Below are 24,696 nucleotides of genomic sequence, written 5' to 3' on the forward strand. Positions count from 1 at the left end.
CTCCTAATGAACCCCAGTGTATAAATTTGAAACAGTTGGCAACCGTCAGTTCAGGTAAGGGGACCAGGAAGGCTCGCGCACGTCGCCTTGAGCGGTGGGTAGCGGTAACCGAACACGTCCGTTGATGCTCACGAGCATCAACACGCCCCGGTCCTGCTGGCGGGTGGCATATATTAGCATCGTGCCATTTGGCGCAACAGTGGGCGAATCATCCAGGTTGGTGTTGGAAAGTACCCGGAGATTACCGCGCTGAAGGTCCTGAGCTGCAATCTGGAAGTTGGTGAAACCGTCCTGGCGGTGAACCATGACCAGGGTCTTCTCGTCCGCCGACAGTTTCGGGTTGGCGTTGTAGTTGCCGATGAAGGTCACACGGTCGGTAGCGCCCGAGTTCACATTCATCTTGTAGATCTGCGGCTTGCCGCCACGGTCCGAGGTGAAGTACAGGGTCGAGCCGTCCGCACCCCAGAAGGGCTCGGTGTCGATCGCCGAGTTGTTGGTCAGGCGACGCAGCTGGCGGCTGCCTAGGTCCATCACGTAGATCTCCGGGTTGCCGTCGCGCGACAGCACGAACGCCAGGCGGTTGCCGTCCGGCGAGAAGGCCGGGGCGCCGTTGAGGCCTTCGAAGTTGGAGATCTGCTCGCGGCGACCGGTATCGACGTACTGCATGAAGATGCGCGGACGCTTCTGCTCGAAGGACACGTAGGCGATGCGACGGCCATCAGGCGAGAAGCGCGGCGAGAGGATCGGCTCGCGCGACTGCAGCAGGGTCACCGGGCGGGCGCCGTCGTAGTCGGAGCGCTGCAGGGTGTAGCGGGTGTTGTCCACCGAGAAGCGCTCCGCAGTCACGTAGAGCAGACGGGTGGAGAACGCACCCTTGATGCCGGTGAGCTTCTCGAACGACTGGTCGGCGATGTAGTGCGACATGTCGCGCAGCTGGTCAGTGGTGCCGCCCACGCTGCCGGTCAGGACTTGCTCCTGGGTCGCCACGTTGAGCAGGGCGTACTGGATCTGCAGGCGGCCGCCGTTGGGCACGATGCTGCCAACCAGCACGTACTGCGCGCCGAGGGCCTGCCAGTCGCGGTAGATCACTTCGCTGGCCTGGGCCGGCTGGCTGATCATGTTCTGGCGCGGGATCGGCTCGAAGTAACCGGAGTTGCGCAGGTCGTTGCCGATGATGTTCGACATGTCTTCGGGCAGGACGTTGCCGCCCTGCCAGCCGAACGGAACCACGGCGATCGGGACGGCCGAGTCACGACCACTGGAGATCACCAGCGGGTCGGCGGCCTGCGCTGCGCCGGCCACCAGGGCCAGGGCGAAGAGCGCAAAGCGAATCAGGGTACTCACAGATCTAAATCCTCCGGTTTGAAGACCATTCGGCGCTGACGATACAGGCTATCGAAAGTGGCGCGATCCAGTTTTTGCAGTTCGGGAATACGGCCCACGTTTTTGACCGCGGCCACCGCCGAATCGTCGAACGGCTTGTCACCACTGGAGCGGGTCACGCTCACGTTAGTGATGGCGCCGCTCGGCAGCATCTGAATCAGCACTTCTACGCTCATTCCGTTACGAGCTGAAGGAGGACGGCTCCACTGCTGGCTTACCAGGCTGACGATCAGATCGTCGAAGTTGCCCGCCACCTCGTTACCTTGCTCGTCGGCCAGGGCCTGTTGCCGCTGCGTGTCATCCGACAGCAGTTCGGCCAACGCCTGGGCCTTCTTGTCTTCCGTTGCCTTGCGGGCCGCGGCAGCGGCTGCAGCGGCAGCCTTCTTCTTCGCAGCCTCGACCGCGGCTGCCTTCTTCTTGGCATCGTCCGCGGCGGCTTTTTTCTTCGCGTCCTCGGCGGCCTTCTTCTTGGCCTCCTCGGCAGCTTTCTTCTTCGCCTCGTCAGCGGCCTCTTTCTTGGCCTCCTCCTCGGCTTTCTTCTTGGCTATATCCGCCTGCTGTTTCTGCTCGGCAGCCTTGGCCTCAGCCGCTTTCTTGGCGGCTGCGGCGGCATCGGCCACCTTCTTGGCGTCGTCAGCCTTCTTGGCTTCAGCCGCTTTCTCAGCAGCATCTGCAGCCTTTTGAGCCGCATCAGCCTTCTTTTGTTCCTCGGCTTTCGCAGCAGCCAATGCCTGCTGCTCAGCCTTTTTCTGCTCGAGCTGCTCCTGCTCGTATTGCTTGGCCGAAGTCTTCTTCGACTCGCCGGCTATCTTCTGGTTAGTCTGCTGGGTCGCCTGGCTCTTGGACTTCAGCTGGTACAGGGTAGCCTGGACGATCGGCCGCGAAGGCGGCAGTTCGGGCGTGCTGGCCCAGCTGACGAACAGCATGGCGAAGATCAGGACATGCAGGGCCACGGCCAGGACCGTGGGCCAGAAGTAGCCTTCCGATTGAGAGCGCTCGAGCTGGTGCATCAACTACCTGGTGCCTCGGTAATCAGACCGACGTTGCCGACTCCGGCTTTCTGCAGACCGCCCATGACGGCCATGACCGAGCCATAGTCGACTGCCTTGTCCCCACGGACGAAGACCTGGACTTTCTTACCCTGACTACTGTTTTGCGCCATGATCGCGGTAGCTGCGGTCACCAGCTGATCGAGGTCAACGGCAGTCTGACTAGCCTTGCCCTGGTCCGGATCCACTTCGGAGCCCATGTTCCAGTAGTAGGTCTTGTCGGCCTTGATGGAGATGGTGAGCACGCGGGAATCGTTATCCTGCGGCAGCGCTTCGCTGGAAACCTTGGGCAGGTCGACCTTGACGCCCTGGTTGAGCATGGGCGCGGTCACCATGAAAATGACCAGCAGTACCAACATCACGTCGATGTAGGGCACCACGTTCATTTCCGCGACCGGCTTGCGCTTGTGACGAACTCTTGCCATGACGGCTTACCTCTTGGTCGTCGATCAATCGTCGCTGGTGTGCACTTTGCGGTGCAGGATCGCCTGGAACTCGTCGGCGAAGGTGTAGTAGCGACCGATGAGCATTTCCGAGCGGGCGGCGAAACGGTTGTAGGCGATGACCGCGGGGATGGCCGCGAACAGGCCGATGGCGGTGGCGATCAGTGCTTCGGCAATACCCGGCGCCACGGTGGCAAGGGTGGCCTGCTGCACGGTGGCCAGGCCACGGAAGGAGTTCATGATGCCCCACACGGTGCCGAACAGACCGATGTACGGGCTGGTGGAACCAACAGTGGCGAGGAACGGCAGGCTGGTTTCCAGCTTCTCTTCCTCACGGGAAATGGCGACGCGCATGGCGCGGGAAACGCCTTCCATCACCGCATCCGGGTCAACGCCGGCCTGCTGGCGCAGACGGGAGAATTCCTTGAAGCCGGCACGGAAGATCTGCTCGACCCCCGAATCCGGATCGGGGTTGCTGCCCGCCTGACGATAGAGCTTGGACAGGTCAATGCCCGACCAGAAGCGCTCTTCGAAAGTTTCCAGGGCCTTCTTCGCCGAGCGCATCATGTTGCTGCGCTGGAAAATCATGATCCAGGAAGTGACCGATGCGGCCACCAGGGTCAGCATTACCAGCTGTACCACGACGCTGGCGTTACTGATCAAGCTCCACATGGAAGTATGGTCGACGACGTTCGGTTCCACGTTAATCTCCTGCTGAAAGGGTGTCCGGACTGCCGGCAAATGCCGCACGCAACACATCTGGGATAGCGCGGGGCTTCAGGTTGTCCGCCCGCACGCACGCCACCAGGAATCGCCCCTCGCAGAGCAAGGTCGAATCCGACGCCCGTCGAACCTGTTGACGGAACTTCAGGCTCGCACGGTTCAACTCCTCCACCTCGACGCTGACAAGCAGCTCGTCATCCAGGCGGGCCGGCGCGTGGTAGCGCGCTTCGGCCGAATGAACGACGAAAAGCAGGTTCTCCCCCGCCAGCTGTGACTGGGCGAAGCCCAGATCACGCAGCCGCTCGGTACGAGCCCGCTCCATGAACTTGAGGTAGTTGACGTAGTAGACGATGCCGCCGGCATCGGTGTCCTCGTAATAGACCCGATACCGCTGCTGGAACGGCTGACCCCCGTGTTGCGCGCGCATACTCTAGAACCAAGTAAAGACTTTGCCAATCGGCAATCGTCTACAAATGCAATTAATTACCATCTTCAGGGACGAACAGATCCGATGTCGTCCCCTCCCCCATCCGCTTCGGCACATTCAGGCCGAAATGCAGGTACGCATGCCGGGTTACTACACGTCCCCGAGGTGTGCGCATGATATAGCCTTGCTGGATCAGATAGGGCTCCAGCACGTCTTCAATCGTGTGTCTTTCTTCGCTGATGGCCGCCGCCAGGTTGTCGATGCCCACCGGGCCTCCGTCGAACTTGTCGATCATGGTCAACAGCAGGCGCCGATCCTGGTGATCGAAGCCCCTTTCATCCACGTCCAGCAGGTTCAGCGCCTTGTCGGCGATATCGCTGCTGATGTGCCCGGTGCCACGCACCTCGGCGAAATCCCGCACCCGCCGCAGCAGGCGGTTGGCGATCCGCGGCGTACCGCGTGCGCGTCGGGCGATCTCGTAGGCGCCCGCCGGCTCGATCTCCAGACCGAGAATGCCCGCCGAACGGGCGACGATGCTGGACAGGTCGTCCACACCGTAGAATTCGAGACGCTGCACGATACCGAAGCGGTCACGCAGCGGATTGGTCAGCATGCCGGCGCGAGTCGTCGCGCCGACCAGGGTGAAGGGCGGCAGGTCGAGCTTGATCGAACGCGCAGCCGGGCCCTCGCCGATCATGATGTCCAGCTGGAAGTCTTCCATGGCCGGATACAGCACTTCCTCGACGATGGGCGAGAGGCGGTGAATTTCGTCCACGAACAGCACATCGTTGGGTTCGAGGTTGGTCAGCAGCGCCGCCAGATCGCCAGGGCGCTCCAGCACCGGGCCGGAGGTGCTCTTGATCGAAACCCCCATCTCCTGGGCGATGATGTTCGCCAGGGTGGTCTTGCCCAGGCCGGGCGGGCCGAAGATCAGCGTGTGATCGAGCGCCTCCTGGCGCCCACGGGCCGCCTGGATGAACAGCTCCATCTGCTCGCGCACCACCGGCTGCCCGACATAGTCGGCCAGCTTCAGCGGGCGAATGGCGCGGTCGAGCTGCTCTTCGCGGTCACGACCGGTTACAGAGGAGATCAGGCGATCGGCTTCGATCATCGATGGCTACCTAAACCATGCCCTTGAGGGCACGACGGATGAGTTCTTCGCTGGACAAACCTTCCTCCTGCACGGCAGCCACGGCGCGGCTTGCCTCCTGGGGTTTGAAGCCCAGGGCGATCAGCGCGCTGACCGCATCGGACTCGGCGCTTGAGACTGCGGCAACCAGTCGGGGTTCCACCACCAGTGGCGCGATGGACGGAATATTTTCCCACGCCTTGAAGCGATCTTTCAGCTCCACCAGGAGGCGCTCGGCAGTCTTCTTGCCCACACCAGGGATCTTCACCAGGGTGGAAGTATCCTGCGCCTGCACGCAACGCACCAGCTCATCGACTTCCAGCCCCGACATCAGCGCCAGCGCCAGCTTCGGGCCCACGCCATTGAGGCGGATCAGCTCGCGGAACAGCTCGCGCTCGCGCTTCTCGGCAAAGCCGTAGAGCAGGTGGGCATCCTCGCGCACCACGAGGTGGGTGTGCAGGGTCACCGGCTCGCCCAGGCTCGGCAGGCGATACAGGGTGGTCATCGGCACTTCGAGCTCATAGCCCACGCCATTCACGTCGACGATCAGGTGCGGCGGTTGTTTTTCCGCCAGGGTGCCACGCAGGCGTCCAATCACGGGTGTTTGTCCTTGCTCAATGTTTTTCCGGATATCACAGGCGCAGGCGTCCGCCGCGCCGGCGGGCGCCTACCAGGCCGTGCGGCACCAGGCTCTGCCGGGTGTGCGCGTGGCACAGGGCGATGGCCAGTGCGTCGGAGGCGTCGATCTGCGGCTTCTGCACCAGCTTGAGCAGGTGCATGACCATCATCTGCACCTGCTGCTTGTCCGCGCCACCGGTACCGGCAATCGCCTGTTTGACCTGGCTCGCCGTGTACTCGGCGATCTGCAAGCCCTCTTCCGCCGCCGCGACTATCGCCGCACCCCGCGCCTGCCCCAGCTTCAGCGCCGAGTCGGCGTTGCGCGCCATGAATACCTGCTCGATGCCCATCATGGTCGGCTGATAGGTCTGGATGACCTCTCGCACGCCACGGAAGACGATCTGCAAGCGCTCGAACAGCTCGCCGTTGCCGGTACGGATGCAGCCCGAAGCCACGTACTCGCAGCCACGGCCGGTGTCGCGCACCACGCCGAAGCCGGTAATCCGTGAACCTGGGTCGATGCCAAGAATCAGGGTCATGTCCGTCCGATCAAACCTTGTCCGTAACCTGTACTTCAGATAACAAAAACCGGAAGCGGGAGGCGCCGCTGACGACCACTCCCGCTTCCGGCTTCAGACCAACGCCGGTGGTGGGATCAGCCCAGCTGGGCCATCACCTCGTCCGGAATATCCGCATTGGAGTAGACGTTCTGCACGTCGTCCAGGTCTTCGAGCATGTCGATCAGCTTGAGGACCTTCTGCGCGGTGTCCAGGTCCAGGGTCGCGGTGGTCGACGGGATCATGGTGATCTCGGCGTCATCGCCCTTGAAACCGGCTTCGGTCAGCGCTTCGTTGACCGAGATGAAGTCGGCGAAGGTGGTGAAGACGTCGATGGAACCATCATCATTGACCACCACGTCGTCGGCACCGGCTTCCAGCGCGGCATCCATCAGGGCTTCTTCGTTCACGCCCGGCGCATAGCTGATCTGGCCCTTGCGCTCGAACATGTAGGCCACCGAACCATCGGTACCCAGGTTGCCGCCGCACTTGCTGAAGGCATGACGCACTTCGGCCGCGGTGCGGTTGCGGTTGTCGGTCATCGCTTCGACGATGATCGCCACGCCGCTGGGTGCGTAACCTTCGTAGGTCAGCTCGGCCATATTGTCCGCTTCGCTGGAGCCCACGCCGCGCTGGATGGCGCGATCGATGGTGTCGCGGGTCATGTTGGCGGTCAGCGCCTTGTCCACGGCCAGGCGCAGACGCGGGTTATCCGCCGGGATCCCCCCGCCCTGCTTCGCAGCGACGGTCAGCTCACGGATGAGCTTGGTGAAGATCTTGCCCTTCTTGGCGTCCTGACGTTCCTTGCGGTGCTTGATGTTGGCCCATTTGGAATGACCAGCCATAACTCACTCCGTATCGCTTGTTTGCTTCGCTCGCGGCGCCCGGTTTGCGGGCGCAGCGGCAATCTGGATCGACTTACTCGGCGGCTTTCTGCTGCTCGCGCAAACGGATATTCAGCTCGCGCAGGGCTTTGGCATCCACAGTGCCCGGAGCCTGGGTCATGACGTCGCCGGCGCTCTGGGTTTTCGGGAAGGCGATGACTTCGCGGATAGAGGCCGCGCCGGTCATCAGCATCACCAGACGGTCCAGACCGAAGGCCAGGCCACCGTGCGGCGGTGCGCCGTACTTCAGGGCGTCCAGCAGGAAGCCGAACTTCTCTTCCTGCTCCGCATCGTCGATGCCCAGCACGCGGAATACCGCCTGCTGCATGGACTTGTCGTGGATACGGATGGAACCGCCGCCCAGCTCGGTGCCGTTGAGCACCATGTCGTAGGCACGGGACAGCTTGCCGGCCGGGTTGGCCTCGAGCTCTTCCGGGGTGCACTTGGGCGCGGTGAACGGGTGATGCAGGGAAGTCAGGCTGCCGTCGTCGTTCTCTTCGAACATCGGGAAGTCCACGACCCACATCGGAGCCCACTCCTTGGTGAGCAGGTTGAGGTCATGGCCGACCTTAATGCGCAGCGCACCCAGGGCGTCGCAGACGATCTTGGCCTTGTCGGCGCCGAAGAACACGATGTCGCCATCGACCGCACCAACGCGATCGAGGATCTCGTTCAGGTTCGGCTCGGCGATGTTCTTCACGATCGGCGACTGCAGGCCTTCCACGCCCTTGGCGCGCTCGTTGACCTTGATGTAGGCCAGACCCTTGGCGCCGTAGATGCCGACGAACTTGGTGTAGTCGTCGATCTGCTTGCGCGGCATGCTCGCACCGCCGGGAACGCGCAGGGCGGCAACGCGGCCCTTCGGATCGTTGGCCGGGCCGGAGAAGACCTTGAACTCGACATCCTTCAGCTGATCGGCCACGTCGACCAGTTCCAGCGGAATACGCAGGTCAGGCTTGTCCGAACCGTAGCGGCGCATGGCCTCTTCGAACGGCATGTGCGGGAATTCGTCGAACTCGACGTTCAGCACTTCCTTGAACAGCTGGCGCACCATCTTCTCGGTGATCTCGATGATGTCGCTTTCTTCGAGGAAGCTGGTCTCGATGTCGATCTGGGTGAATTCCGGCTGGCGGTCGGCACGCAGGTCTTCGTCGCGGAAGCACTTGGCGATCTGGTAGTAGCGGTCGAAGCCGGCCACCATCAGCAGTTGCTTGAACAGCTGGGGCGACTGCGGCAGGGCGAAGAAGTGACCCGGGTAGGTGCGGCTCGGCACCAGGTAGTCACGCGCGCCTTCCGGAGTCGGGCGGCCGAGGATCGGGGTTTCCACGTCGAGGAAACCGTTCTCGTCCAGGTAGCGGCGGATGCTGCTGGTGATGCGCGCGCGCAGCTTCAGCTTGGCGGCCATCTCCGGGCGACGCAGGTCGATGAAGCGATAGCGCAGGCGGGTTTCCTCGCCCACGTCGGAGTACTCGTCCAGCGGGAACGGCGGGGTTTCGGCCTGGTTCAGTACTTCCAGTTCATGACCCAGTACTTCGATGGCGCCGGAAGCCATGTTCGAGTTGCGCGCGCCTTCAGGGCGCAGGCGCACCTTGCCGGTGATCTTCACCACGTACTCGCTGCGCACGCGGTCGGCCTTGGCGAAGGTCTCGACGCGATCCGGGTCGAACACCACCTGGGCCAGGCCCTCGCGATCGCGCACGTCGAGGAAGATCACCCCGCCGTGGTCGCGGCGACGGTGTACCCAACCGCAAAGAGTGACTACCTGGCCGTCCAGGCTCTCGTTCAACTGGCCGCAATAGTGGCTGCGCATCATGGTGTGTTTCGCTTCTCGAAAGTCTTGAATTCTAGGGAACCGCTCATTCGCTGGCGGAGCTGCCGCCACCACCGCTAGCGGTGGCCGGGGAAGCCGTTGAGGCATCGCCGGAGGCCAGGTTCTTCTTCGCTCCGGTCTTGAAGTCGGTCTCGTACCAACCGCTGCCGCCCAGGCGGAAACCCGGCGCCGACAACATCTTCTTCAATTCGGGAGCCTTGCAGGCCGGACAATCGACCAACGGCGCATCACTGATCTTCTGCAGTGATTCCAGCTGATGCGCACAGGATTGGCACTGGTACTCGTAAATCGGCATGGGACACCTTGGCTCGTACACTGCCACGGGCCCGCATCCCGCGGCAAAGACGCGGATTATAGCCTGAAAAATCCGCAGGTTGCAGCCAGGCGGCAGTGACCGGAACGGCAGGCCAAGCGCACAGCTTTCTAATAGAAAGCTTCAATCGATTGCCTTGACATAGACCAAGAGCTTCGCACCCCGGCCGGTGATAGCCTCGATCCATACCTTTTGAATTCCCCTGGCAACGATGAGGAGATCACCATGGAAATCAACATCGGAATCGTCGAGCAGGATCGCGCCGCCATCGCCGAAGGCCTGTCCCGGCTGCTGGCCGACACCTACACCCTGTACCTGAAGACCCACAACTTCCACTGGAACGTCACCGGGCCGATGTTCAACACCCTGCACCTGATGTTCGAAGGGCAGTACACCGAACTGGCGCTGGCCGTGGACAGCATCGCCGAACGCATCCGCGCCCTGGGCTTCCCGGCGCCGGGGACCTACGCCGCCTACGCCCGCCTGTCCTCGATCAAGGAAGAAGAAGGCGTGCCGGACGCCCAGCAGATGATCCGCCTGCTGGTGCAGGGCCAGGAAGCCGTGGTGCGCACCGCGCGCAGCATCTTCCCGCTGGCGGACAAGGTTGCCGACGAGCCGACCGCCGACCTGCTGACCCAGCGCATGCAGGTCCACGAGAAGACTGCCTGGATGCTGCGCAGCCTGCTCGCCGAATAACCCTCTCCCTTTATAAGCAGCCGGCCAGAAAGCCGGCTGCTTCCCCCTACGAATGGCCTAAGCGGTTGATTTGAGAAGGCAAGTGGTTTGCGGTTAAATACCTGCCGTGCGTTTCTCGCATAGGCCGCCCGGCACGCTTTCATTTTTCCTTTCTGGCGTCGCACCCGGGGCTGGCTGCTTCTTTATATCGTTACCCGCTCAAGGTGAATCCGTAGCCATGTTGAAGATCGTCCATCTCGTGACGGGCGTCGCCGCACTCTTGCTGTCCTTGATCCCGAGTCTGCGTAGTGATGCCCTGCCCTACCTGCAACAGAGCGATGCCATCTACCTGGCACTGCTCGGTCTGACCAGCCTCCTGCTCGCCCCGAGCAGCCAACTGAAACACCCCTCCGCGCTGCAGAGCCTCGCCACCGCCCTGGTCGTGCTGGCCGTGGTCCTGCAGATCCTGATCCTGCTCGCCCCGCTGCCCTTCATCGGCGACCAGCCGGCCATCGTGCTGCCGCTGCTGAGCTTGGCCGGCGCCGTCGTCCTGCAATGGATCGCAAGCCTGAACAAACCGAGCACCAGCATCGCCATCGAAACCTTCGCCGGCGTCGACCGCGAAACCGGCACCGTGAAGTGGTTCAACACCTCCAAGGGCTTCGGCTTCATCTCCCGCGACTCGGGCGAGGACATCTTCGTCCACTTCCGCGCCATTCGCGGCGAGGGCCACCGCATCCTGATCGAAGGGCAGCGCGTGGAGTTCTCGGTGGTCCAGCGAGACAAGGGCCTGCAGGCGGAGGATGTGATCGCCGCCCTGCCCAACCGCCGCTGATTCACAGCTCCATGAAAAAGCCCGCCAATCGGCGGGCTTCTTCATTTCTGCACCTATTAACAGCGCGGCTTAATAGTGCGGCGGCGGAGCATCATCTTCCGCTACACCAACCTGGCCCTGCAGGTCTTCCAGGCGCTTGAGCAGCGCCTGCATCTGCAGACGGGTGCGTTCGATCACCCGCTCCTGCTCGTAGACCACGTCGCTCAAGGTCTGCAATGCGTCATCCTGGAAGGCCAGTCGGCTCTCCAGGTCCATCACTCGAGTTTCCAGATCCATCATTCACTCCTGACTGAAGCGAAAGCCATCGCCCAGCGCCATACGCAGCTTCTCGCGCACCCGCGCCAGCTCTTCTTCTTTATAAGGAACCGCCGGATGCTTGCCCCAGACCGGCCCCGGCCAGGCGACATCATCCTGCTTGCGCACGATCACATGCACATGCAGTTGGCTGACAACGTTGCCAAGATTGGCCACGTTCATCTTGTCCGCATCGAAAGTGTCCTTGAGCACTTCCGCCAGTTGAGTCGCTTCGCGCCACAACTGTTGCTGATCGGCGGAATCCAGCTGGAAGATTTCACTGACATCTTCACGGCGCGGAACCAGGATGAACCACGGGTACTGCGAGTCGTTCATCAACAGCAGGCTGCTCAGCGGGAAATCACCCAGCGCAACGGTGTCCTGCTGGAGGCGGGAATCCAGGGCGAACATAAGACCTCTCCTGTTCGACGAGCCTTGTTTAAGCCTAGCTCCACAGGGGAGCCGAAGGGCGCGAAGAATACTAGAGAGCCCTTCCGGCGAAAATGCCCGACCGACGCATCGTGCCGGAGCACGCCCCTTGCAGCGCTGCACCAGGATCGCGCATGGCGCGGATTGGCATATCCCGACAACAGGCGCGTGCAGGAATCTGCACGGCAATCACGGCAATCAGCAGCGAAAAATCGTTTAAACAGCTACAACTACGGGATGCCAGAAAACGACATGCGTGCTCGTGGATGTTGCAAATCCCCAACGGAAGCCGTGAAATGCGTCAACGCGTCGCAAGACGAACACTGTGAAGGCGGCTCCGGGCATTTGTGCACGGTTGTTGCTAGAGGCAAGGACAGTGCACCGACGGCCACCCCTTTGGGAGAAGTGGACGCGGAGGCGGGAGAACTTAAGAAGTGGTCAATGGAATAGAGAACCACAAGGGCTGAAGCATCAATGAAGCAATCAGGGGGCAATCTCTTTTTGCAACATGGGAACTGCTTGAATGCGACATGCGTCATGCAGCTTTGCGACAGTCCCGTAAAGATTTTGTGTGTTCATTTGGGCAACTATCGCCAACTGAACACGCGTGCTATAAGTTAGCGCCGACAAAAAAAGAAAGAGCCGTCACCGCGGCATTAGTGATGGCGAATAATTTCAAAACCAAAGGAGCAATCACAATGAAAGTGATGAAGTGGAGCGCCATCGCCCTGGCCGTTTCTGCAGGCAGCACACAACTGGCAATGGCCGAGCCCTTCGTAGGCAATCAGGCTGACGCTAAAGGCTTTGTCGAAGACAGCAGCCTGAACTTCCTGGTTCGCAACTACTACTTCAATCGCAACAAGAAAGACGGCGCCACCGATGCCCGTGACTGGACTCAAGGTTTCTGGGCCAATTACAACTCCGGCTTCACCCAAGGCACCGTTGGTTTCGGCGTTGACGCTTTCGGCTACCTGGGTCTGAAACTCGACGGTGGCAGCGGCTACGGCGGCACCGGCAACCTGCCGGTCCACGATGACGGCGACAAGGCTGACGACTTCGGCAAAGCCGGCGCAGCGGTCAAAGTCCGCATCTCCAAGACCGAGCTGAAATTCGGCGACATGCAGCCCACCGCTCCGGTGTTCGCTGTAGGCGGCACCCGCCTGCTGCCGCAAACCGCCAGCGGCTTCAGCCTGATGAGCAGCGAAATCGACGGCCTGGATCTGGAAGGCGGTCACTTCTACTCCGGTACCGGCCAGGACACCACCAACCGTGATGGTGAGATCTGGTCCCAGTACGGCGGCGTAACCGCCAACAGCGCTGACTTCCTGGGTGGCAAATACGCCATCAACGACCAGCTCTCGGCTTCCCTGTACGGCGCCAAGGTCGAAGACCTGTGGAACCAGTACTACGTCAACCTGAACTACACCCTGCCGATCGCTGACAATCAGTCCCTCGGCCTGGACTTCAACTACTACCGCACTACCGATGCTGGCTCCGCCAAGCTGGGTGACATCAGCAACAACACCTTCTCGCTGGCCGCTGCTTACACCATCAGCGCGCACACCCTGACCCTGGCCTTCCAGAAAGTGAACGGCAACACTCCGTTCGACTACATCGGCATCGGCGACAACAACGCCGGCGGCGACTCGATCTTCCTCGCCAACTCCGTTCAGTACTCCGACTTCAACGGCCCGGGTGAAAAATCCCTGCAAGGCCGTTACGACCTGAACATGGCCGAGTACGGTGTTCCGGGCCTGACCTTCATGGGCCGCTACATCTACGGTAAGGACATCGACGGCGACAAGATCGATCCAACCAGCCCCTACGCCAACTACGGCTATGGTCCGGACGGCAAACATCGCGAGACCAACCTGGAAGCCAAATACGTTATCCAGAGCGGCCCGGCAAAAGACCTGTCCTTCCGTGCTCGTCAGGCTTGGCACCGCGCCAACGCCGACCAGGCTGAAGGCAACGTTGATGAATTCCGCCTGATCATCGACTACCCGCTGTCCGTTCTGTAATCCAGAACGAACTGCAGGTAACTAAAAAGCCCGGCTTCTGCCGGGCTTTTTTATTGCAACTTACCTACAACTTCGAACGTATCTGTTACATCGGCAATACATAAGTGCCGGTGACATGGGCGACCAACTCCTGCGGATTGCTGACCGAGTAGACAGCTACTTCGCAAACCACCTGCCGCCGCCCCAGTTTCAATATCTTCGCCTCGGCCAACAGGTCTTCCGGCTTCGGCTTGCTGAGAAAGTTGATATTCAGGTTGGAAGTAACGGCCATCTCGACGTTATCCAGCTGCGCCAGGATCACCGCGTACATTGCCGCGTCCGCCAGCGCCATGATGGTCGGCCCGGACATCGTCCCGCCCGGCCGCACCAGCTTTCCATGGAAGGGAATCCGCGCGAACGCGCTGCGCCCTTCCAGTGCATCGATGCGGAAATCCATCTCGTCCGCCATGGGCAATCCCGCGCGGATGAACGCCTGTACCTGGGCTGCATTCAATCGACTCACGCCACTCCTCCGTCTCCGCCCGCCGCGCCCTGTACGCAGCCAGACCTGCACCGTACAATGCCCAGCCTATATTCCCCTTCGCAACCGACAAAACGGCCAAAGATGCGTACCAGTCAGTACCTGCTGTCCACCCTGAAAGAAACCCCTTCCGATGCGGTCGTCATCAGCCATCAGCTGATGCTGCGCGCCGGCATGATCCGCAAGCTGGCGTCTGGTCTCTACACCTGGCTGCCAATGGGTCTGCGGGTACTGCGCAAGGTGGAGACCATCGTTCGCGAAGAAATGAACGCCGCCGGTGCCCTGGAAGTGCTGATGCCCGCCATCCAGCCCGCCGAACTGTGGCAGGAATCCGGCCGCTGGCAGCAGTACGGCCCCGAGCTGCTGCGCCTGAAGGATCGCCATGACCGCGACTTCTGCGTCGGCCCGACCCACGAGGAAGTGATCACCGACCTCGCGCGCAACGAGCTGAACAGCTACAAACAGCTGCCGATCAACATGTACCAGATCCAGACCAAGTTCCGTGACGAGATCCGTCCGCGCTTCGGCCTGATGCGCGGCCGCGAGTTCATCATGAAGGACGCCTACTCCTTCCACGCCAGCCAGGACTCGCTGCAGGCGACCTACGACGTCATGTACGGCGCGTACAGCAAGATCTTCACCCGCCTGGGCCTGGACTTCCGCGCCGTGCAGGCCGACAACGGCTCCATCGGCGGCAGCGGCTCCCACGAATTCCACGTGCTGGCCGGCTCCGGCGAGGACGACATCGTCTTCGGCGAATCCACCGACTACGCCGCCAACATCGAGAAGGCCGAAGCCCTGCCGCGCGAAACCGCTCGTGGCGCGGCCAGCGAAGAGCTGCGCCTGGTCGATACCCCCGAGACCAAGACCATCGCCGCCCTGGTGGAGAAGTTCGGCCTGCCGATCGAGAAGACCATCAAGACCCTGGTGGTGCATGCCGCCGAGGAAGGCAAGCTGATTGCCCTGATCGTCCGTGGCGACCACGAACTCAACGAGATCAAGGCCGGCAACCATCCGCTGGTGGCCAGCCCCCTGCAGATGGCCAGCGAAGCGGACATCAAGGCCGCCATCGGCGCCACCCCCGGCTCGCTCGGCCCGCTGAACCTGCCGCTGCCCTGCATCATCGACCGTTCCGTCGCCCTGATGAGCGACTTCGCCGCCGGCGCCAACGTCGACGACAAGCACTACTTCGGCGTGAACTGGGAACGCGACCTGCCGGTACCGGAAGTCGCCGACCTGCGTAACGTCGTCGAGGGCGACCCGAGCCCGGACGGCAAGGGCACGCTGATCATCCGTCGCGGCATCGAAGTCGGTCACATCTTCCAGCTCGGCACCAAGTACAGCGAAGCCATGAAGCTCTCCGTACTGGGCGAGAGCGGCAAGCCGGTCACCCTGATCATGGGCTGCTACGGCATCGGCGTATCCCGCGTGGTCGCCGCCGCCATCGAGCAGAACTACGACGACCGCGGCATCCTCTGGCCGGCCGCCCTGGCGCCCTTCCAGATCGCCATCGTGCCGATGAAGTACGAGAACGAAGCCGTGCGCGCCGCCACCGACAAGCTCTACGCAGACCTCACCGCCGCTGGCTTCGAAGTGCTGCTGGACGACCGCGACAAGAAGACCAGCCCCGGCGTGAAGTTCGCCGACATGGAGCTGATCGGTATCCCGCACCGCATCGTCGTCAGCGAGCGCGGCCTGGACGAAGGCGCCCTGGAATACAAGGGCCGCCGTGACGCCGAGTCGCAGCCTGTCGCCCTGTCCGACCTGCAAGCCTTCATCACGGCCAAGATCCGCAACTGAGCAGAGCGATGTCCACCGGAAGTACCACAAGCCTCGCGGCTGCCGCCCTGTGCGGCAGCCTCCTGCTGAGCGGCTGCGCCAACCAGCTGTCGCAACGCAGCGAGCATGAAGAGCGAGTCGAGCGAAAACTGCTCGACCATAGCCTGCAGATCGACGTGGGCACGCCGGGCACCCTGGAACTGCCGCAGCGCCGCATTCGCGTGCAGGAACAGAAGACCTTCGAAGTCACCGAGTTCGAGGTCACCCGTCGCTACGACCGCTACACGCCGTACCAGGGCTGGCGCAAGGTGTACGAGATGCCGCTGGGCATCGTCGCCTTCGTCGGCGGCATCGGTGCCAACGTGGTCAACGTGTTCGCTCTCGGCAACCTGCCCGAGAGCGTCACCCGCGGCTGGATTCGCTACGGCATTGACGGCATGAACCCGTTCATGAACGTCGAATCCAACGGCCGCGCCGAGCAGAACCTGGCATCGATCGACGAGAAGCAGCGCGACAAGCGTACCGAGTACTCCAGCCTGCCCTGGTCGGAGCGCCCGGTGACCGTCACCGCCGGCAAGAACTCCCAGGAGCTGCTCACCGACCGCCACGGCGTGCTGCGCCTGAACCTGCTGGAAGGCCCCTTCAGCGACGACGAAGTCAGCCGCATCGGCCGCCTGCAGTTCAGTGTCCAGGACCCTTCGGACGACACCCGCGCCGACGCCAGCCTGCTGGTCAGCCGCTCCCTGCGCGGCAAGCTGCAGGAAGCCCACGCGCTGATCTACGACGACCTGGAAGGTGACGACGTGCACCACTGGGTACACCGGGTGAAGCGCCTCTCCGACCTCGGCCTGGAAGAGGAAGCGAGCGAACTGGAACAGAGCCTGATCGAGCTGACCCGCAACGATCCGGAGCTGCAGAAGGAATTCCTCCACAGCCTGATGACCGACGCCGGTCGCCTGGCAGCGGACCCCGGCGTCAGCAACTGACGCCTAGCGGCGAACGATGAAGCCGGTGATGCCCTGGGGTGTCATCGGCTGCAGTTCCACCGCCGTCACCCTGGCCTTCACCGGGCCGCGCGCCAGCCACTTCTCCAGCTCGCGCACCGCATCTTCCTCACCTTCGATCAACAGCTCGACGCGTTCGTCCGCAAGGTTGCGAATCCAGCCGTCGATGTCCAGGCGCTCGGCCTGCTCCTGGGTGCTCTGGCGGTAATAGACGCCCTGTACCTTGCCGCTGATGTAGCCATGCAGACAGATCCTCGCCATCACTGCTTCTCCTCGCGCAAGGCGCTCAGGCGCGCCTGCAGGCCGGCAGCGGTCTGCTCACCGAGCAACTGCTCGCGCATCTTGCCCTCAGGGTCGATGATGTAGGTTACAGGCAGCGCTTCGCTGCGCGGCAGGCTGTAGCGCGGCGCAGGGTCGTCGGCCAACACGGTGTACTGCACGCCCAGGTCGTGCGAGGCCTTCGCCAGGTCCGCGTCGCGCAGGCCGTCGAAGTTCACCCCCAGCACCCGAAAGCCCTTCGCCTTGCCCTCTTGCGCCAGATGATTCAGCTCGGGAATCTCCTTGCGACACGGCGCACACCATTCCGCCCAGTAATTAATAACTAGCCACTGGCCATCTACACTCGCAGCGGGTACTTTCTGTCCATGCTGATCGGTGCCATAGTCCGCCGAGCAGCCGGCCAGGATCAGGCCGGCCATCAAGCCAATCACAATACGGAGCCGCACTCCCATGCCTTCAATCCTCGTGTATGCGGGGTGGTCATGATGCTCGATGCCCTGCGCCTGGAGGTGCCGGACATCCTCGAAGAAGATGCCGAGGCAATGAGCAACCTGGCGGTCAGGCTCCAGGAATCGCGGCAACAGCCCCTGCAGGAAGGTCTGCAGAAGGCGCTGGGCACGCTGTTCCGCCTCAACCGATGCGCGCTGACCTTACTGGAAAGACAGCGCGCCCTGCAAAGCCTCAGCGAAGAATACCGGCATTACGAACGGCTGATCCGCCAGGAAAAGTCGCCGCCGGCGCTCTTCGTGCACTTCTGCAGCGAACTCGCCGCCGGCTTCAAGCGCCTGCTGCTGCAGATCCTGCACGGCCGCAAGCCGTCGCGGCCGCACATGGCCTGGTGCCTGTACATGGCTCAGCACTTCCTCGCCCAGGCCTTGCTGCGTCACTACCAGCAGTATCAGCAGCCACCGGGCAGCCTGTGGCGCGACAGCCACCTGCTGTACTGGATCGGTGAGCACCAGGAGTGCCTGGACGAACCGGTAGCAGCGGCTTTCGACCCGATTCCTGCCGGCACCTTGCGCGGGCTGTACCAGCAGATACTGCTGCTGGCCCTGAGCAACCCGTTCCACCTGACCGAGGGCGAAGCCCCCCAGCTGTTCTCGGCCTTGGCGCCGCTGGCCGCGCTGGGCCGCCTGCTGCCCTGGGACGATGAGGAACAGGAAGGCTTCGTCGTCGCCCTCGGCTCGGACGAGCCCTGCCTGGCAGTCGAACAGGCTGCTGACGCTCCGGCCGATCAACTGCGCCGACTGGAACTGGGCGCCCTGCTGATTGCCCTGCACGACCCGGCGCCCCTGCGCCGCCTGGACCAGGGCGTGCTGCTGGAGCGCGTCCGCCACCACTGGCTTGGACACCAGACACGCCGCCATGAGCGTGCCGAACAGAAGGGTACCTGCCGGGTAGTCGTCGGCCTTCCGGCTATTCAGCAGCACCTGCTGGACAGTTCGACCAGCCCCTGCCGGGAAGCGACGCTGATGGACGCCAGCGCGGGCGGTGCCCGCATCCTCTGCACCGGCCAACAGGCCGGGCAGCTGCCGGTCGGCCAGTTGCTGCTGATTCCTGGCAACGGCGGCACGCCCACCCTCGCCGTGGTGCGCTGGCGACACCTCAACAACGACGGGCTACACCTCGGCCTGCGTTACCTGAAGGGACTTCCCCGCCCGGTCTGGCTGCGTCGCGCACCTGACGCACAGCGTCACCCCGGCGTCCTGCAGAGTACGCCGGAACCGGGCAACGGCTGGTATCACGGGCTCTGGGTCGCCCAGGGACAGTTCGTCGAAGGCGAGAATCTGTGGCTGCAACTGGCCAGCTTCGACAACCAGACCATCCTGCCGCTGCCCGTCGCCAACCTCAGTACGCCATTGGTAGCTCGCCACCCACTGCGCCTGGCCTGATTGTCGAATTTGGGAGAGATGTCACAGGCAAGATCGGCAGTAAGCCCGGAATGCCTGGAAGCCTCCTCCCTATAATTCGAACGTTCGTCCTGACTCTCGGGACGACTCTCGCTCGCCGATCACTCAGCGGCCTTCAGAATGCGACTGGCGCCATGTACGCCAGCCTCCATCGACAGGACAGCCCGATGCAGCCTACAGACCAGCTTGTCAGCAAGGTTCCCAGCCATATTGTCGCCAGCGCGCGGCCGGCCAATGCGGCCAACGGGGGACGGCTGGCCGACTTCAATGTCGCGGTCTGGTTACACTTGCCCGGCGTGGCGGAACTGCCGGTGACGCTGCTGCTCAGCTACCGCGATGGCGAGCGCAGCCGGGAAGTGGTGATCGACCATGGCACGGTCAACAAGCAGAGCCGCATCCTGCTGTCAGGCGTAGCGCGCCTGGTGTTCTCCCAGCGGATCGAGGATGCGCAGATCAAGCTGCGCGCGGCCGTTCCCCTGTCGCGGGTGATCGCCGAGGAAGTCTTCATGCAGGCGGTGGAACAGCAGGCCGGCGCAACGCGTCCGGTAGCCACCAGCCTGTGAAGATTCAGCCCAGCTGACGTACCAGCGTGTCGTCGTCCGACGACTCGGCTGCAGCGGGTTCGGCGGCCTCTTGCGAGACGGACGGCAGGAGCGACTCGGGCCAGCTGCTGAACTGCAGACCAGTGATTCTATTCAACCGCTCCAGGGCGCTCGACAGATCGCGCTGATGCAGGTGCACTACGTTGTTCTGGTCTTTTTTCATGGATTCGCTGGCCTTGGAGGAACTTCTAAAGGACTCCTGTGTCCTGAATCCTCCATAGCCAGAACTGTGCCAATTCTGAAATAGCCAGAAATGGCGCATTTCTGAAGTGGTACAAAGGCGTCAAAGCATCAGATTCGCCGCAAACTGACGTTTTGCGTCACTCGGAATGTGACGGCTTCAACCATTTCGCCAGACTGTCACCGAACAGCTCCTGGCGATCCGCCTGGTAGCGCGCCAGCGTTTCCCGCAATTCCGGGTACCAGGGCTCATCCAGCTCCGCCGGCAGTGCTTCCAGGCAAGGCAACGGCCAGGGGCTGCGGTTGAGCAGGTGATGCAGGCTGTAGCTGCCCAGGTCACGACACAGCACCCAGGCGGCGGTGGTCGAGCCTGCACGGCAGACCAGTTGCTCGCCCTCGAGGAAATCCAGCACCTCTTCCCACTCATCTTCGGGCAGCAGCCAACCGGCGCGGTGCAGATGCACCAGGCGCGTCGGCAGGCCATGGCGCTGACGGTCGAAGAACACCCGCAGCACGCCGAGGATCACCAGCAGGCGCGGCAGGGCGCGCCGGCGCCAGAGCCGGGTCGAGGACAGGTTGCAGACCAGCTCGGCACCAAACAGCACGATCAGCCAGGACAGGTACACCCAGAGCAGGAACAGCGGCACGGTGGCGAAGGCGCCGTAGATCAGCTTGTAGCCAGGGAAAAAGCTCACATAGAAGCCGAATAGCGACTTGGCCGCCTCGAACAGGATCGAGGTGAAGACCCCACCCGCCAGCGCGTGCAGGAACGGCACCCGCGCATTGGGTACCGCCGCGTAGATCAGGGTGAAGGCCGCCACGCTGGCCAGCAGCGGCATGAATTTCAGCAGCATCGCCGCGCCCGGCAGCGCATGGGGGCCGGAGAGCAGCGACAGCGAGGTGATGTAGGTGGACACGGCGAAACCGGTGCCCAGCAACAGCGGGCCCAGGCTGAGGATCGCCCAGTACAGCAGGAAGCGGGTCACGCCCCGGCGCGGCTGGCGTACGCGCCAGATGGCATTGAAGGCCTTCTCGATGGTCACCAGCATGGTGAAGGCGGTGACCGCCAGGAAAGCCACGCCCAGCCACGTCAGATGCCGCGCCTGCACGGTGAAGTTGCGCAGGTAGGCCTCGACCGCCTCGCCGGTGGACGGCACGAAGTTGCGGAACACGAAGAGCTGGATGCGCTCCCCCATGCCCTCGAAGGCCGGAACGGCCGAGAGCATGGCGAAGGTCACGGTCATCATCGGGACGACCGCGAACAGCGTGGTGTAGGTCAGGGCCGCAGCGCTGTTGGGCGCCTTGTCGGCCAGGAAGCGCTGGACCAGATAGCGGCCGAATTCGACCAGGCCCTGCAAGCGTTCGTGCATGAAGTGTCCTTTGGCTGCACTGAAAAAACCGTCCTCGTAGATCGCGGCGAACGACAGCGGTTCAGTCCAGTCCGAGGAGGCGGTTAGAATAGCCGCCACTTCATCGGCCTTGCGAGTCCCGGCACATGAGCCAGATTTCAATTTTTCACAATCCGCGCTGCTCCAAATCCCGTGGCGCCCTCGAATTGCTCGAAGAGCGCGGTCTCCAGCCGACCATCGTGCGCTACCTGGAAACCCCGCCCAGCGCCGCCGAACTCAAGGCGCTGCTCGGCAAGCTGGGCATTGGCGCGCGCCAGCTGCTGCGCAGCGGCGAGGACGAATACAAGGAACTGGACCTGGCCAACCCGGCACTGGGCGATGACCAGCTGATCGCGGCGATGGCCAGCCATCCCAAGCTGATCGAGCGTCCGATTGTCATCGTCGGCGACAAGGCAGTGATTGGCCGTCCGCCGGAGAAGGTACTGGAGATCCTGCCTTGAGCGCTCCCTATATCCTGGTCCTGTACTACAGCCGCCACGGCGCCACCGCCGAAATGGCGCGGCAGATCGCCCGTGGCGTCGAGCAGGCCGGACTGGAAGCGCGCGTGCGCACAGTGCCGGCGGTTTCCACCGAGTGCGAAGCCGTCGCCCCGGACATCCCGGCCGAAGGCGCGCTCTACGCCACCCTGGAGGACCTGAAGGACTGCTCCGGCCTCGTCCTCGGCAGCCCGACCCGCTTCGGCAACATGGCCGCACCGCTCAAGTACTTCCTCGACGGCACCAGCAGCCTTTGGCTGACCGGTGGTCTGGTGGGTAAACCAGCGGCGGTCTTCACCTCCACCGCCAGCCTGCACGGCGGCCAGGAGACGACCCAGCTGTCGATGATGCTGCCGTTGCTGCACCACGGCATGATCATTACCGGCATCCCCTACAGCGAGCCCGCCCTGCTGGAAACCCGAGGCGGCGGCACGCCCTACGGCGCCAGCCACTTCGCCACTGCCGACGGCAAGCGCAGCCTGGACGAACACGAAATCACCCTGTGCCGCGCGCTGGGCAAGCGCCTGGCCGAAGTTGCCCGCAAACTGGAGAGCTGAATGGCCCGCAAGAACAAACCGCTGCCGCCCATGGAATGGCTAAAACCCCGGCTGGCCGCCAGCCGCGCGGTCGCCCTCGGCAGCTTCATCGGGCTGATCCTGCTCATCGTCATCTGGGACGTGCTGTTTGCCGACGCCCATGGCGGCGCGCACTGGGTGCCGTGGGCCTTCCTCGGCTTCAAGCTACTGCCGCTGCTGGTGGTAGCGCCGGGCATCCTGATCGGCAGCGCGCGTGGCCACGCCTGGGCGTGCTACGTGATCAACCTGTACTTCATCCTCGGCGTGCTCAACGCCTTCGATCCCAACCACGCCATCTTCGGCTGGGCAGAGATCATCCTCAGCGTGTCGCTGTTCTGTTCGGCGCTGATGTACACGCGCTGGCGCTTCCAGTACGACCGCAAGCTCGCTGGCGAAGGTCAGGAGCCACAACAGGAAGCGACGAGCGCCTGATCGGACACCGCGAATCGGGGAAACCGGGGCTTACCAGCCCATGGTTTCCTTGAGGAAGGGAATGGTCAGCTTGCGCTGGGCCTGCAACGAGGCCTTGTCCAGTTCGTCCAGCAGGTCGAAGAGGAACTGCATGCTGCGCGCGCCGCGAGTGAGGATGAAGCGCCCCACTTCGTCGGTCAGGTGCAGACCCCGGCGCGAAGCGCGCAGCTGAAGGGCGCGCAGCTTTTCGTCGTCGGTCAGCGGGTGCAGCTGGAAGATCAGCGAGAGGGTCAGGCGGGATTTCAGGTCCGGTAGCTTCACCCCCAACTCACGCGGCGACACCGAGGCCGACAGCAGTAGCTTGCGACCGGAATCGCGCAGGCGGTTGAACAGGTGGAACAGCGCCTCTTCCCATTCGCGCTTGCCGGCCAGGGCGTCGAGATCATCCAGACACACCAGCTCGCGCTGTTCGAGGTTATCGAAGATTTCCGGACCGTAGGCCACCAGGTCGGCCATCGGCAGGTAGACCGACGGCTCACCCAGTTGTTCGGAACGAATGCAGGCGGCCTGCAGCAGGTGGCTGCGACCCACGCCTTCGGCGCCCCAGAGATAAATCAGGCTTTCCGTCCACCCCGCCTCGGGCTCGCACAGACGCTCGACATAGCCGAGCGCCGCGGCGTTGGCACCGGGGTAGTAGTTGGCGAACGTTGCGTCATCGCGCAGACGTACGCTGAGTGGGAGCTGCATAGGAGTCATGCCGGGCCGGCGTTTCTTCAATCGCTTGGGGTGGGCCTTGGTGACTGAAAGTTTATCCAAATCAGAAGGATAACGCAGCTACCACGTGCGACTCAGAGCCACCGGCGGCGGGAAGCGGGACTTTGCCCGCCCCGTAGCGCTCGTCACCAGTGGAAGCGCAGGGTGTTCTGGGCCGGAACGGCCGCGTTCGGCACCGGTTGGCCGTTGGCGTCGACCGCCGGTTGCGCCGGCTCGGCCGGGGCTTCCTGCAGGCGGGCCAGCGCCAGTTGCGCGCGCAGTTGTTCGGTGCTGGCGGTCACGCGGTAGACGAGCTTGTTACCCTGGACCTCCACCAGCTTGGCGCCCATCGGCTCCAGCAGGCGCGAGACTTCGGCGTAACGGGCCAGGTCGGCGCCCTCGATCTGCAGGACCTGGGCCGAAGCCGAGCCAGCCGAACCGACGAAACGCTGCGACAGGCGCTGCGAAACACCGAGCATCACCGCATCGGCCAGCGCGTCCGGGGTATCGCCCTGGGCCTGGCCCTGTTCACGGTTGTCGCCCATCCACACGCGCCAGGTGGCGGTCCACTTGCCGTCGGCTTCCTTGGCGTCCACCGCCAGCAGGGCATCGGCGCCGTAGCGCTCGGAGGCAGCTTTCAGAGCGTCCGGCTGGGCGGCGCTGAGGTTCTCGGCAGTGCCGACCTGCTGTTCGCTGAGATCAGCCATCGGCAGGCGCAGCGGCAGGCCGCGGCGTTGGGCCGCACGGTTCAGCGGGGCGGAGGCTTCCTGGCTGTCGCCGACCAGGCTGCTGCCGTTGGCGCTTTCGTTCAGCCACCAGGCCAGCACGCTCGGCCGGCTCGCCCCCCAGACCGGCAGGCCGGCCTGGCGCAGGGCGTTGTCGGTGGCGGTCGGATCGAAGTCCACGACCAGTGCCATGGGCGGACCGTTCTCGAAGCCGTACTGGCTGATCAGCTGCTGCGGGTCCTTGAAGTAGCCAGCCAGCGCCGGGCTCTGCGCGGCGCTGGCGTTGCCGGTCAGGCGCAGGACCAGGGTCTGCAGGGCACGGGTCAGGCCGGCATTGCGCTCGTCCGGCTGCTGGGAAGCGACCGGTTCGTGCACCTGGTACAGGTTGCCCAACGTTTCAGCAAAGGACGGCAGGCTGAACAGCGACAGGCAGAGGATCAACAGGCGGGCGGTCAGGCGCAT

At 63.2% G+C, this 24,696-nt stretch carries 30 protein-coding genes and 1 pseudogene; 11 read left to right on the top strand and 20 right to left on the bottom strand.

Translation table 11 applies throughout. The annotated features are described in order from the left end of the window. Nucleotides 1-45 precede the first annotated feature (45 nt). The 11 genes from tolB to ABKS89_RS22925 form a co-directional block, all read right to left on the bottom strand. Nucleotides 46-1,344 carry a Tol-Pal system beta propeller repeat protein TolB gene (gene tolB / locus ABKS89_RS22875; RefSeq protein ID WP_138215287.1) on the bottom strand — a complete coding sequence of 433 codons (1,299 nt, stop codon included), beginning with the start codon at nt 1,342-1,344 and terminating at the stop codon, nt 46-48. Beyond that, nucleotides 1,341-2,396 (bottom strand): cell envelope integrity protein TolA, encoded by a 1,056-nt coding sequence (gene tolA, locus ABKS89_RS22880; RefSeq protein ID WP_348587179.1) that lies wholly within the window; start codon nt 2,394-2,396, stop codon nt 1,341-1,343. The genes tolB and tolA overlap by 4 nt, the downstream gene beginning before the upstream one ends. Beyond that, on the bottom strand, nt 2,393-2,857 hold the full coding sequence (tolR, locus tag ABKS89_RS22885) for a protein TolR (RefSeq protein ID WP_081520162.1): 465 nt from the start codon (nt 2,855-2,857) through the stop codon (nt 2,393-2,395). The genes tolA and tolR overlap by 4 nt, the downstream gene beginning before the upstream one ends. A 24-nt stretch (nt 2,858-2,881) precedes the next feature. Continuing rightward, on the bottom strand, nt 2,882-3,577 hold the full coding sequence (gene tolQ / locus ABKS89_RS22890; protein WP_045210353.1) for a protein TolQ: 696 nt from the start codon (nt 3,575-3,577) through the stop codon (nt 2,882-2,884). A gap of 1 nt (nt 3,578) precedes the next feature. Then, a complete protein-coding gene (ybgC, locus tag ABKS89_RS22895; protein ID WP_081520161.1) occupies nt 3,579-4,025 on the bottom strand; it encodes a tol-pal system-associated acyl-CoA thioesterase in 447 nt (148 codons plus the stop codon). A 52-nt stretch (nt 4,026-4,077) separates the two neighbouring features. Further along, nucleotides 4,078-5,136 carry a Holliday junction branch migration DNA helicase RuvB gene (gene ruvB, locus ABKS89_RS22900; RefSeq protein ID WP_138215289.1) on the bottom strand — a complete coding sequence of 353 codons (1,059 nt, stop codon included), beginning with the start codon at nt 5,134-5,136 and terminating at the stop codon, nt 4,078-4,080. Nucleotides 5,137-5,146: 10 nt separating this feature from the next. Further along, the gene (gene ruvA, locus ABKS89_RS22905) at nt 5,147-5,752 is read right to left on the bottom strand and encodes a Holliday junction branch migration protein RuvA (RefSeq protein ID WP_081520159.1); all 606 of its coding nucleotides are present in this window, start codon (nt 5,750-5,752) and stop codon (nt 5,147-5,149) included. 34 nt (nt 5,753-5,786) lie between these two features. Beyond that, a complete protein-coding gene (gene ruvC, locus ABKS89_RS22910; protein WP_081520158.1) occupies nt 5,787-6,311 on the bottom strand; it encodes a crossover junction endodeoxyribonuclease RuvC in 525 nt (174 codons plus the stop codon). 116 nt (nt 6,312-6,427) lie between these two features. Continuing rightward, nucleotides 6,428-7,174, bottom strand: a complete 747-nt coding sequence (locus ABKS89_RS22915) for a YebC/PmpR family DNA-binding transcriptional regulator (protein WP_192291378.1) — start codon at nt 7,172-7,174, stop codon at nt 6,428-6,430. A gap of 73 nt (nt 7,175-7,247) precedes the next feature. Continuing rightward, complete coding sequence (gene aspS / locus ABKS89_RS22920; RefSeq protein ID WP_301532370.1) at nt 7,248-9,026, bottom strand: aspartate--tRNA ligase; 1,779 nt, start codon at nt 9,024-9,026, stop codon at nt 7,248-7,250. Between the two features lie 43 nt (nt 9,027-9,069). Further along, nucleotides 9,070-9,339 (bottom strand): FmdB family zinc ribbon protein, encoded by a 270-nt coding sequence (locus ABKS89_RS22925; RefSeq protein ID WP_348587181.1) that lies wholly within the window; start codon nt 9,337-9,339, stop codon nt 9,070-9,072. Nucleotides 9,340-9,582: 243 nt separating this feature from the next. On the opposite strand from ABKS89_RS22925, the gene ABKS89_RS22930 reads away from it, so the two are divergent. The 3 genes and pseudogenes from ABKS89_RS22930 (at nt 9,583) to ABKS89_RS22940 (ending at nt 10,867) form a co-directional block, all read left to right on the top strand. Then, the gene (locus ABKS89_RS22930) at nt 9,583-10,053 is read left to right on the top strand and encodes a Dps family protein (RefSeq protein ID WP_301532368.1); all 471 of its coding nucleotides are present in this window, start codon (nt 9,583-9,585) and stop codon (nt 10,051-10,053) included. A gap of 217 nt (nt 10,054-10,270) precedes the next feature. Continuing rightward, nucleotides 10,271-10,534 (top strand): annotated as a pseudogene (locus ABKS89_RS22935) (cold shock domain-containing protein membrane protein); the annotation flags it as partial. A gap of 93 nt (nt 10,535-10,627) precedes the next feature. Then, nucleotides 10,628-10,867 carry a cold-shock protein gene (locus ABKS89_RS22940; RefSeq protein WP_192430913.1) on the top strand — a complete coding sequence of 80 codons (240 nt, stop codon included), beginning with the start codon at nt 10,628-10,630 and terminating at the stop codon, nt 10,865-10,867. A 69-nt stretch (nt 10,868-10,936) separates the two neighbouring features. Here the strand turns inward: ABKS89_RS22940 and ABKS89_RS22945 are convergent, their stop codons facing one another. Together ABKS89_RS22945 and ABKS89_RS22950 are read right to left on the bottom strand one after the other, a co-directional pair. Continuing rightward, entirely contained in the window at nt 10,937-11,143 is a 207-nt protein-coding gene (locus tag ABKS89_RS22945) for a SlyX family protein (RefSeq protein ID WP_045210356.1), read from the bottom strand. 3 nt (nt 11,144-11,146) lie between these two features. Beyond that, nucleotides 11,147-11,572, bottom strand: coding sequence for an HIT family protein (locus tag ABKS89_RS22950; RefSeq protein WP_138215296.1), 426 nt, complete (start codon nt 11,570-11,572; stop codon nt 11,147-11,149). Nucleotides 11,573-12,288: 716 nt separating this feature from the next. Here ABKS89_RS22950 and ABKS89_RS22955 point away from each other — a divergent pair. Continuing rightward, nucleotides 12,289-13,611, top strand: a complete 1,323-nt coding sequence (locus ABKS89_RS22955; RefSeq protein ID WP_138215297.1) for an OprD family porin — start codon at nt 12,289-12,291, stop codon at nt 13,609-13,611. Between the two features lie 85 nt (nt 13,612-13,696). Here ABKS89_RS22955 and ABKS89_RS22960 read toward each other — a convergent pair whose 3' ends face one another. After that, nucleotides 13,697-14,104, bottom strand: coding sequence for a PaaI family thioesterase (locus ABKS89_RS22960; RefSeq protein WP_138215478.1), 408 nt, complete (start codon nt 14,102-14,104; stop codon nt 13,697-13,699). Nucleotides 14,105-14,215: 111 nt separating this feature from the next. On the opposite strand from ABKS89_RS22960, the gene ABKS89_RS22965 reads away from it, so the two are divergent. Together ABKS89_RS22965 and ABKS89_RS22970 are read left to right on the top strand one after the other, a co-directional pair. After that, a complete protein-coding gene (locus tag ABKS89_RS22965) occupies nt 14,216-15,931 on the top strand; it encodes a proline--tRNA ligase (protein WP_348587182.1) in 1,716 nt (571 codons plus the stop codon). Between the two features lie 8 nt (nt 15,932-15,939). Beyond that, entirely contained in the window at nt 15,940-16,896 is a 957-nt protein-coding gene (locus tag ABKS89_RS22970) for a YceB family lipoprotein (RefSeq protein WP_138215299.1), read from the top strand. A gap of 3 nt (nt 16,897-16,899) precedes the next feature. Here the strand turns inward: ABKS89_RS22970 and ABKS89_RS22975 are convergent, their stop codons facing one another. After that, nucleotides 16,900-17,175, bottom strand: coding sequence for an acylphosphatase (locus tag ABKS89_RS22975; RefSeq protein WP_138215300.1), 276 nt, complete (start codon nt 17,173-17,175; stop codon nt 16,900-16,902). Beyond that, complete coding sequence (locus ABKS89_RS22980; RefSeq protein WP_348587183.1) at nt 17,175-17,645, bottom strand: TlpA disulfide reductase family protein; 471 nt, start codon at nt 17,643-17,645, stop codon at nt 17,175-17,177. The genes ABKS89_RS22975 and ABKS89_RS22980 overlap by 1 nt, the downstream gene beginning before the upstream one ends. A 30-nt stretch (nt 17,646-17,675) precedes the next feature. On the opposite strand from ABKS89_RS22980, the gene ABKS89_RS22985 reads away from it, so the two are divergent. After that, nucleotides 17,676-19,085 carry a PilZ domain-containing protein gene (locus ABKS89_RS22985; protein WP_348587185.1) on the top strand — a complete coding sequence of 470 codons (1,410 nt, stop codon included), beginning with the start codon at nt 17,676-17,678 and terminating at the stop codon, nt 19,083-19,085. A gap of 185 nt (nt 19,086-19,270) precedes the next feature. Next, nucleotides 19,271-19,666 carry a hypothetical protein gene (locus ABKS89_RS22990; RefSeq protein ID WP_138215303.1) on the top strand — a complete coding sequence of 132 codons (396 nt, stop codon included), beginning with the start codon at nt 19,271-19,273 and terminating at the stop codon, nt 19,664-19,666. Between the two features lie 4 nt (nt 19,667-19,670). Here the strand turns inward: ABKS89_RS22990 and ABKS89_RS22995 are convergent, their stop codons facing one another. Beyond that, nucleotides 19,671-19,868, bottom strand: a complete 198-nt coding sequence (locus tag ABKS89_RS22995) for a hypothetical protein (RefSeq protein WP_138215304.1) — start codon at nt 19,866-19,868, stop codon at nt 19,671-19,673. A 157-nt stretch (nt 19,869-20,025) separates the two neighbouring features. Continuing rightward, nucleotides 20,026-21,255, bottom strand: coding sequence for a YihY family inner membrane protein (locus tag ABKS89_RS23000; RefSeq protein ID WP_045210367.1), 1,230 nt, complete (start codon nt 21,253-21,255; stop codon nt 20,026-20,028). 125 nt (nt 21,256-21,380) lie between these two features. On the opposite strand from ABKS89_RS23000, the gene arsC reads away from it, so the two are divergent. The 3 genes from arsC to ABKS89_RS23015 are packed head-to-tail and all read left to right on the top strand — an operon-like array spanning nt 21,381 to nt 22,777. Continuing rightward, nucleotides 21,381-21,734, top strand: a complete 354-nt coding sequence (arsC, locus tag ABKS89_RS23005) for an arsenate reductase (glutaredoxin) (RefSeq protein WP_138215305.1) — start codon at nt 21,381-21,383, stop codon at nt 21,732-21,734. Beyond that, nucleotides 21,731-22,327, top strand: a complete 597-nt coding sequence (gene wrbA, locus ABKS89_RS23010) for an NAD(P)H:quinone oxidoreductase (protein ID WP_138215306.1) — start codon at nt 21,731-21,733, stop codon at nt 22,325-22,327. Before arsC ends, wrbA begins: the two co-directional genes overlap by 4 nt. Continuing rightward, nucleotides 22,328-22,777, top strand: coding sequence for a DUF2069 domain-containing protein (locus tag ABKS89_RS23015; protein WP_151187994.1), 450 nt, complete (start codon nt 22,328-22,330; stop codon nt 22,775-22,777). It begins immediately after the preceding gene. A gap of 30 nt (nt 22,778-22,807) precedes the next feature. On the opposite strand, the gene hda is transcribed toward ABKS89_RS23015, so the two are convergent. Next, the gene (gene hda, locus ABKS89_RS23020; RefSeq protein ID WP_024764559.1) at nt 22,808-23,512 is read right to left on the bottom strand and encodes a DnaA regulatory inactivator Hda; all 705 of its coding nucleotides are present in this window, start codon (nt 23,510-23,512) and stop codon (nt 22,808-22,810) included. Nucleotides 23,513-23,655: 143 nt separating this feature from the next. Continuing rightward, the gene (locus tag ABKS89_RS23025; protein WP_348587187.1) at nt 23,656-24,696 is read right to left on the bottom strand and encodes a DUF2066 domain-containing protein; all 1,041 of its coding nucleotides are present in this window, start codon (nt 24,694-24,696) and stop codon (nt 23,656-23,658) included.

The sequence above is a fragment of the Pseudomonas sp. LABIM340 genome (genome assembly GCF_040017195.2).
In the GTDB taxonomy this organism is placed as follows: domain Bacteria; phylum Pseudomonadota; class Gammaproteobacteria; order Pseudomonadales; family Pseudomonadaceae; genus Pseudomonas.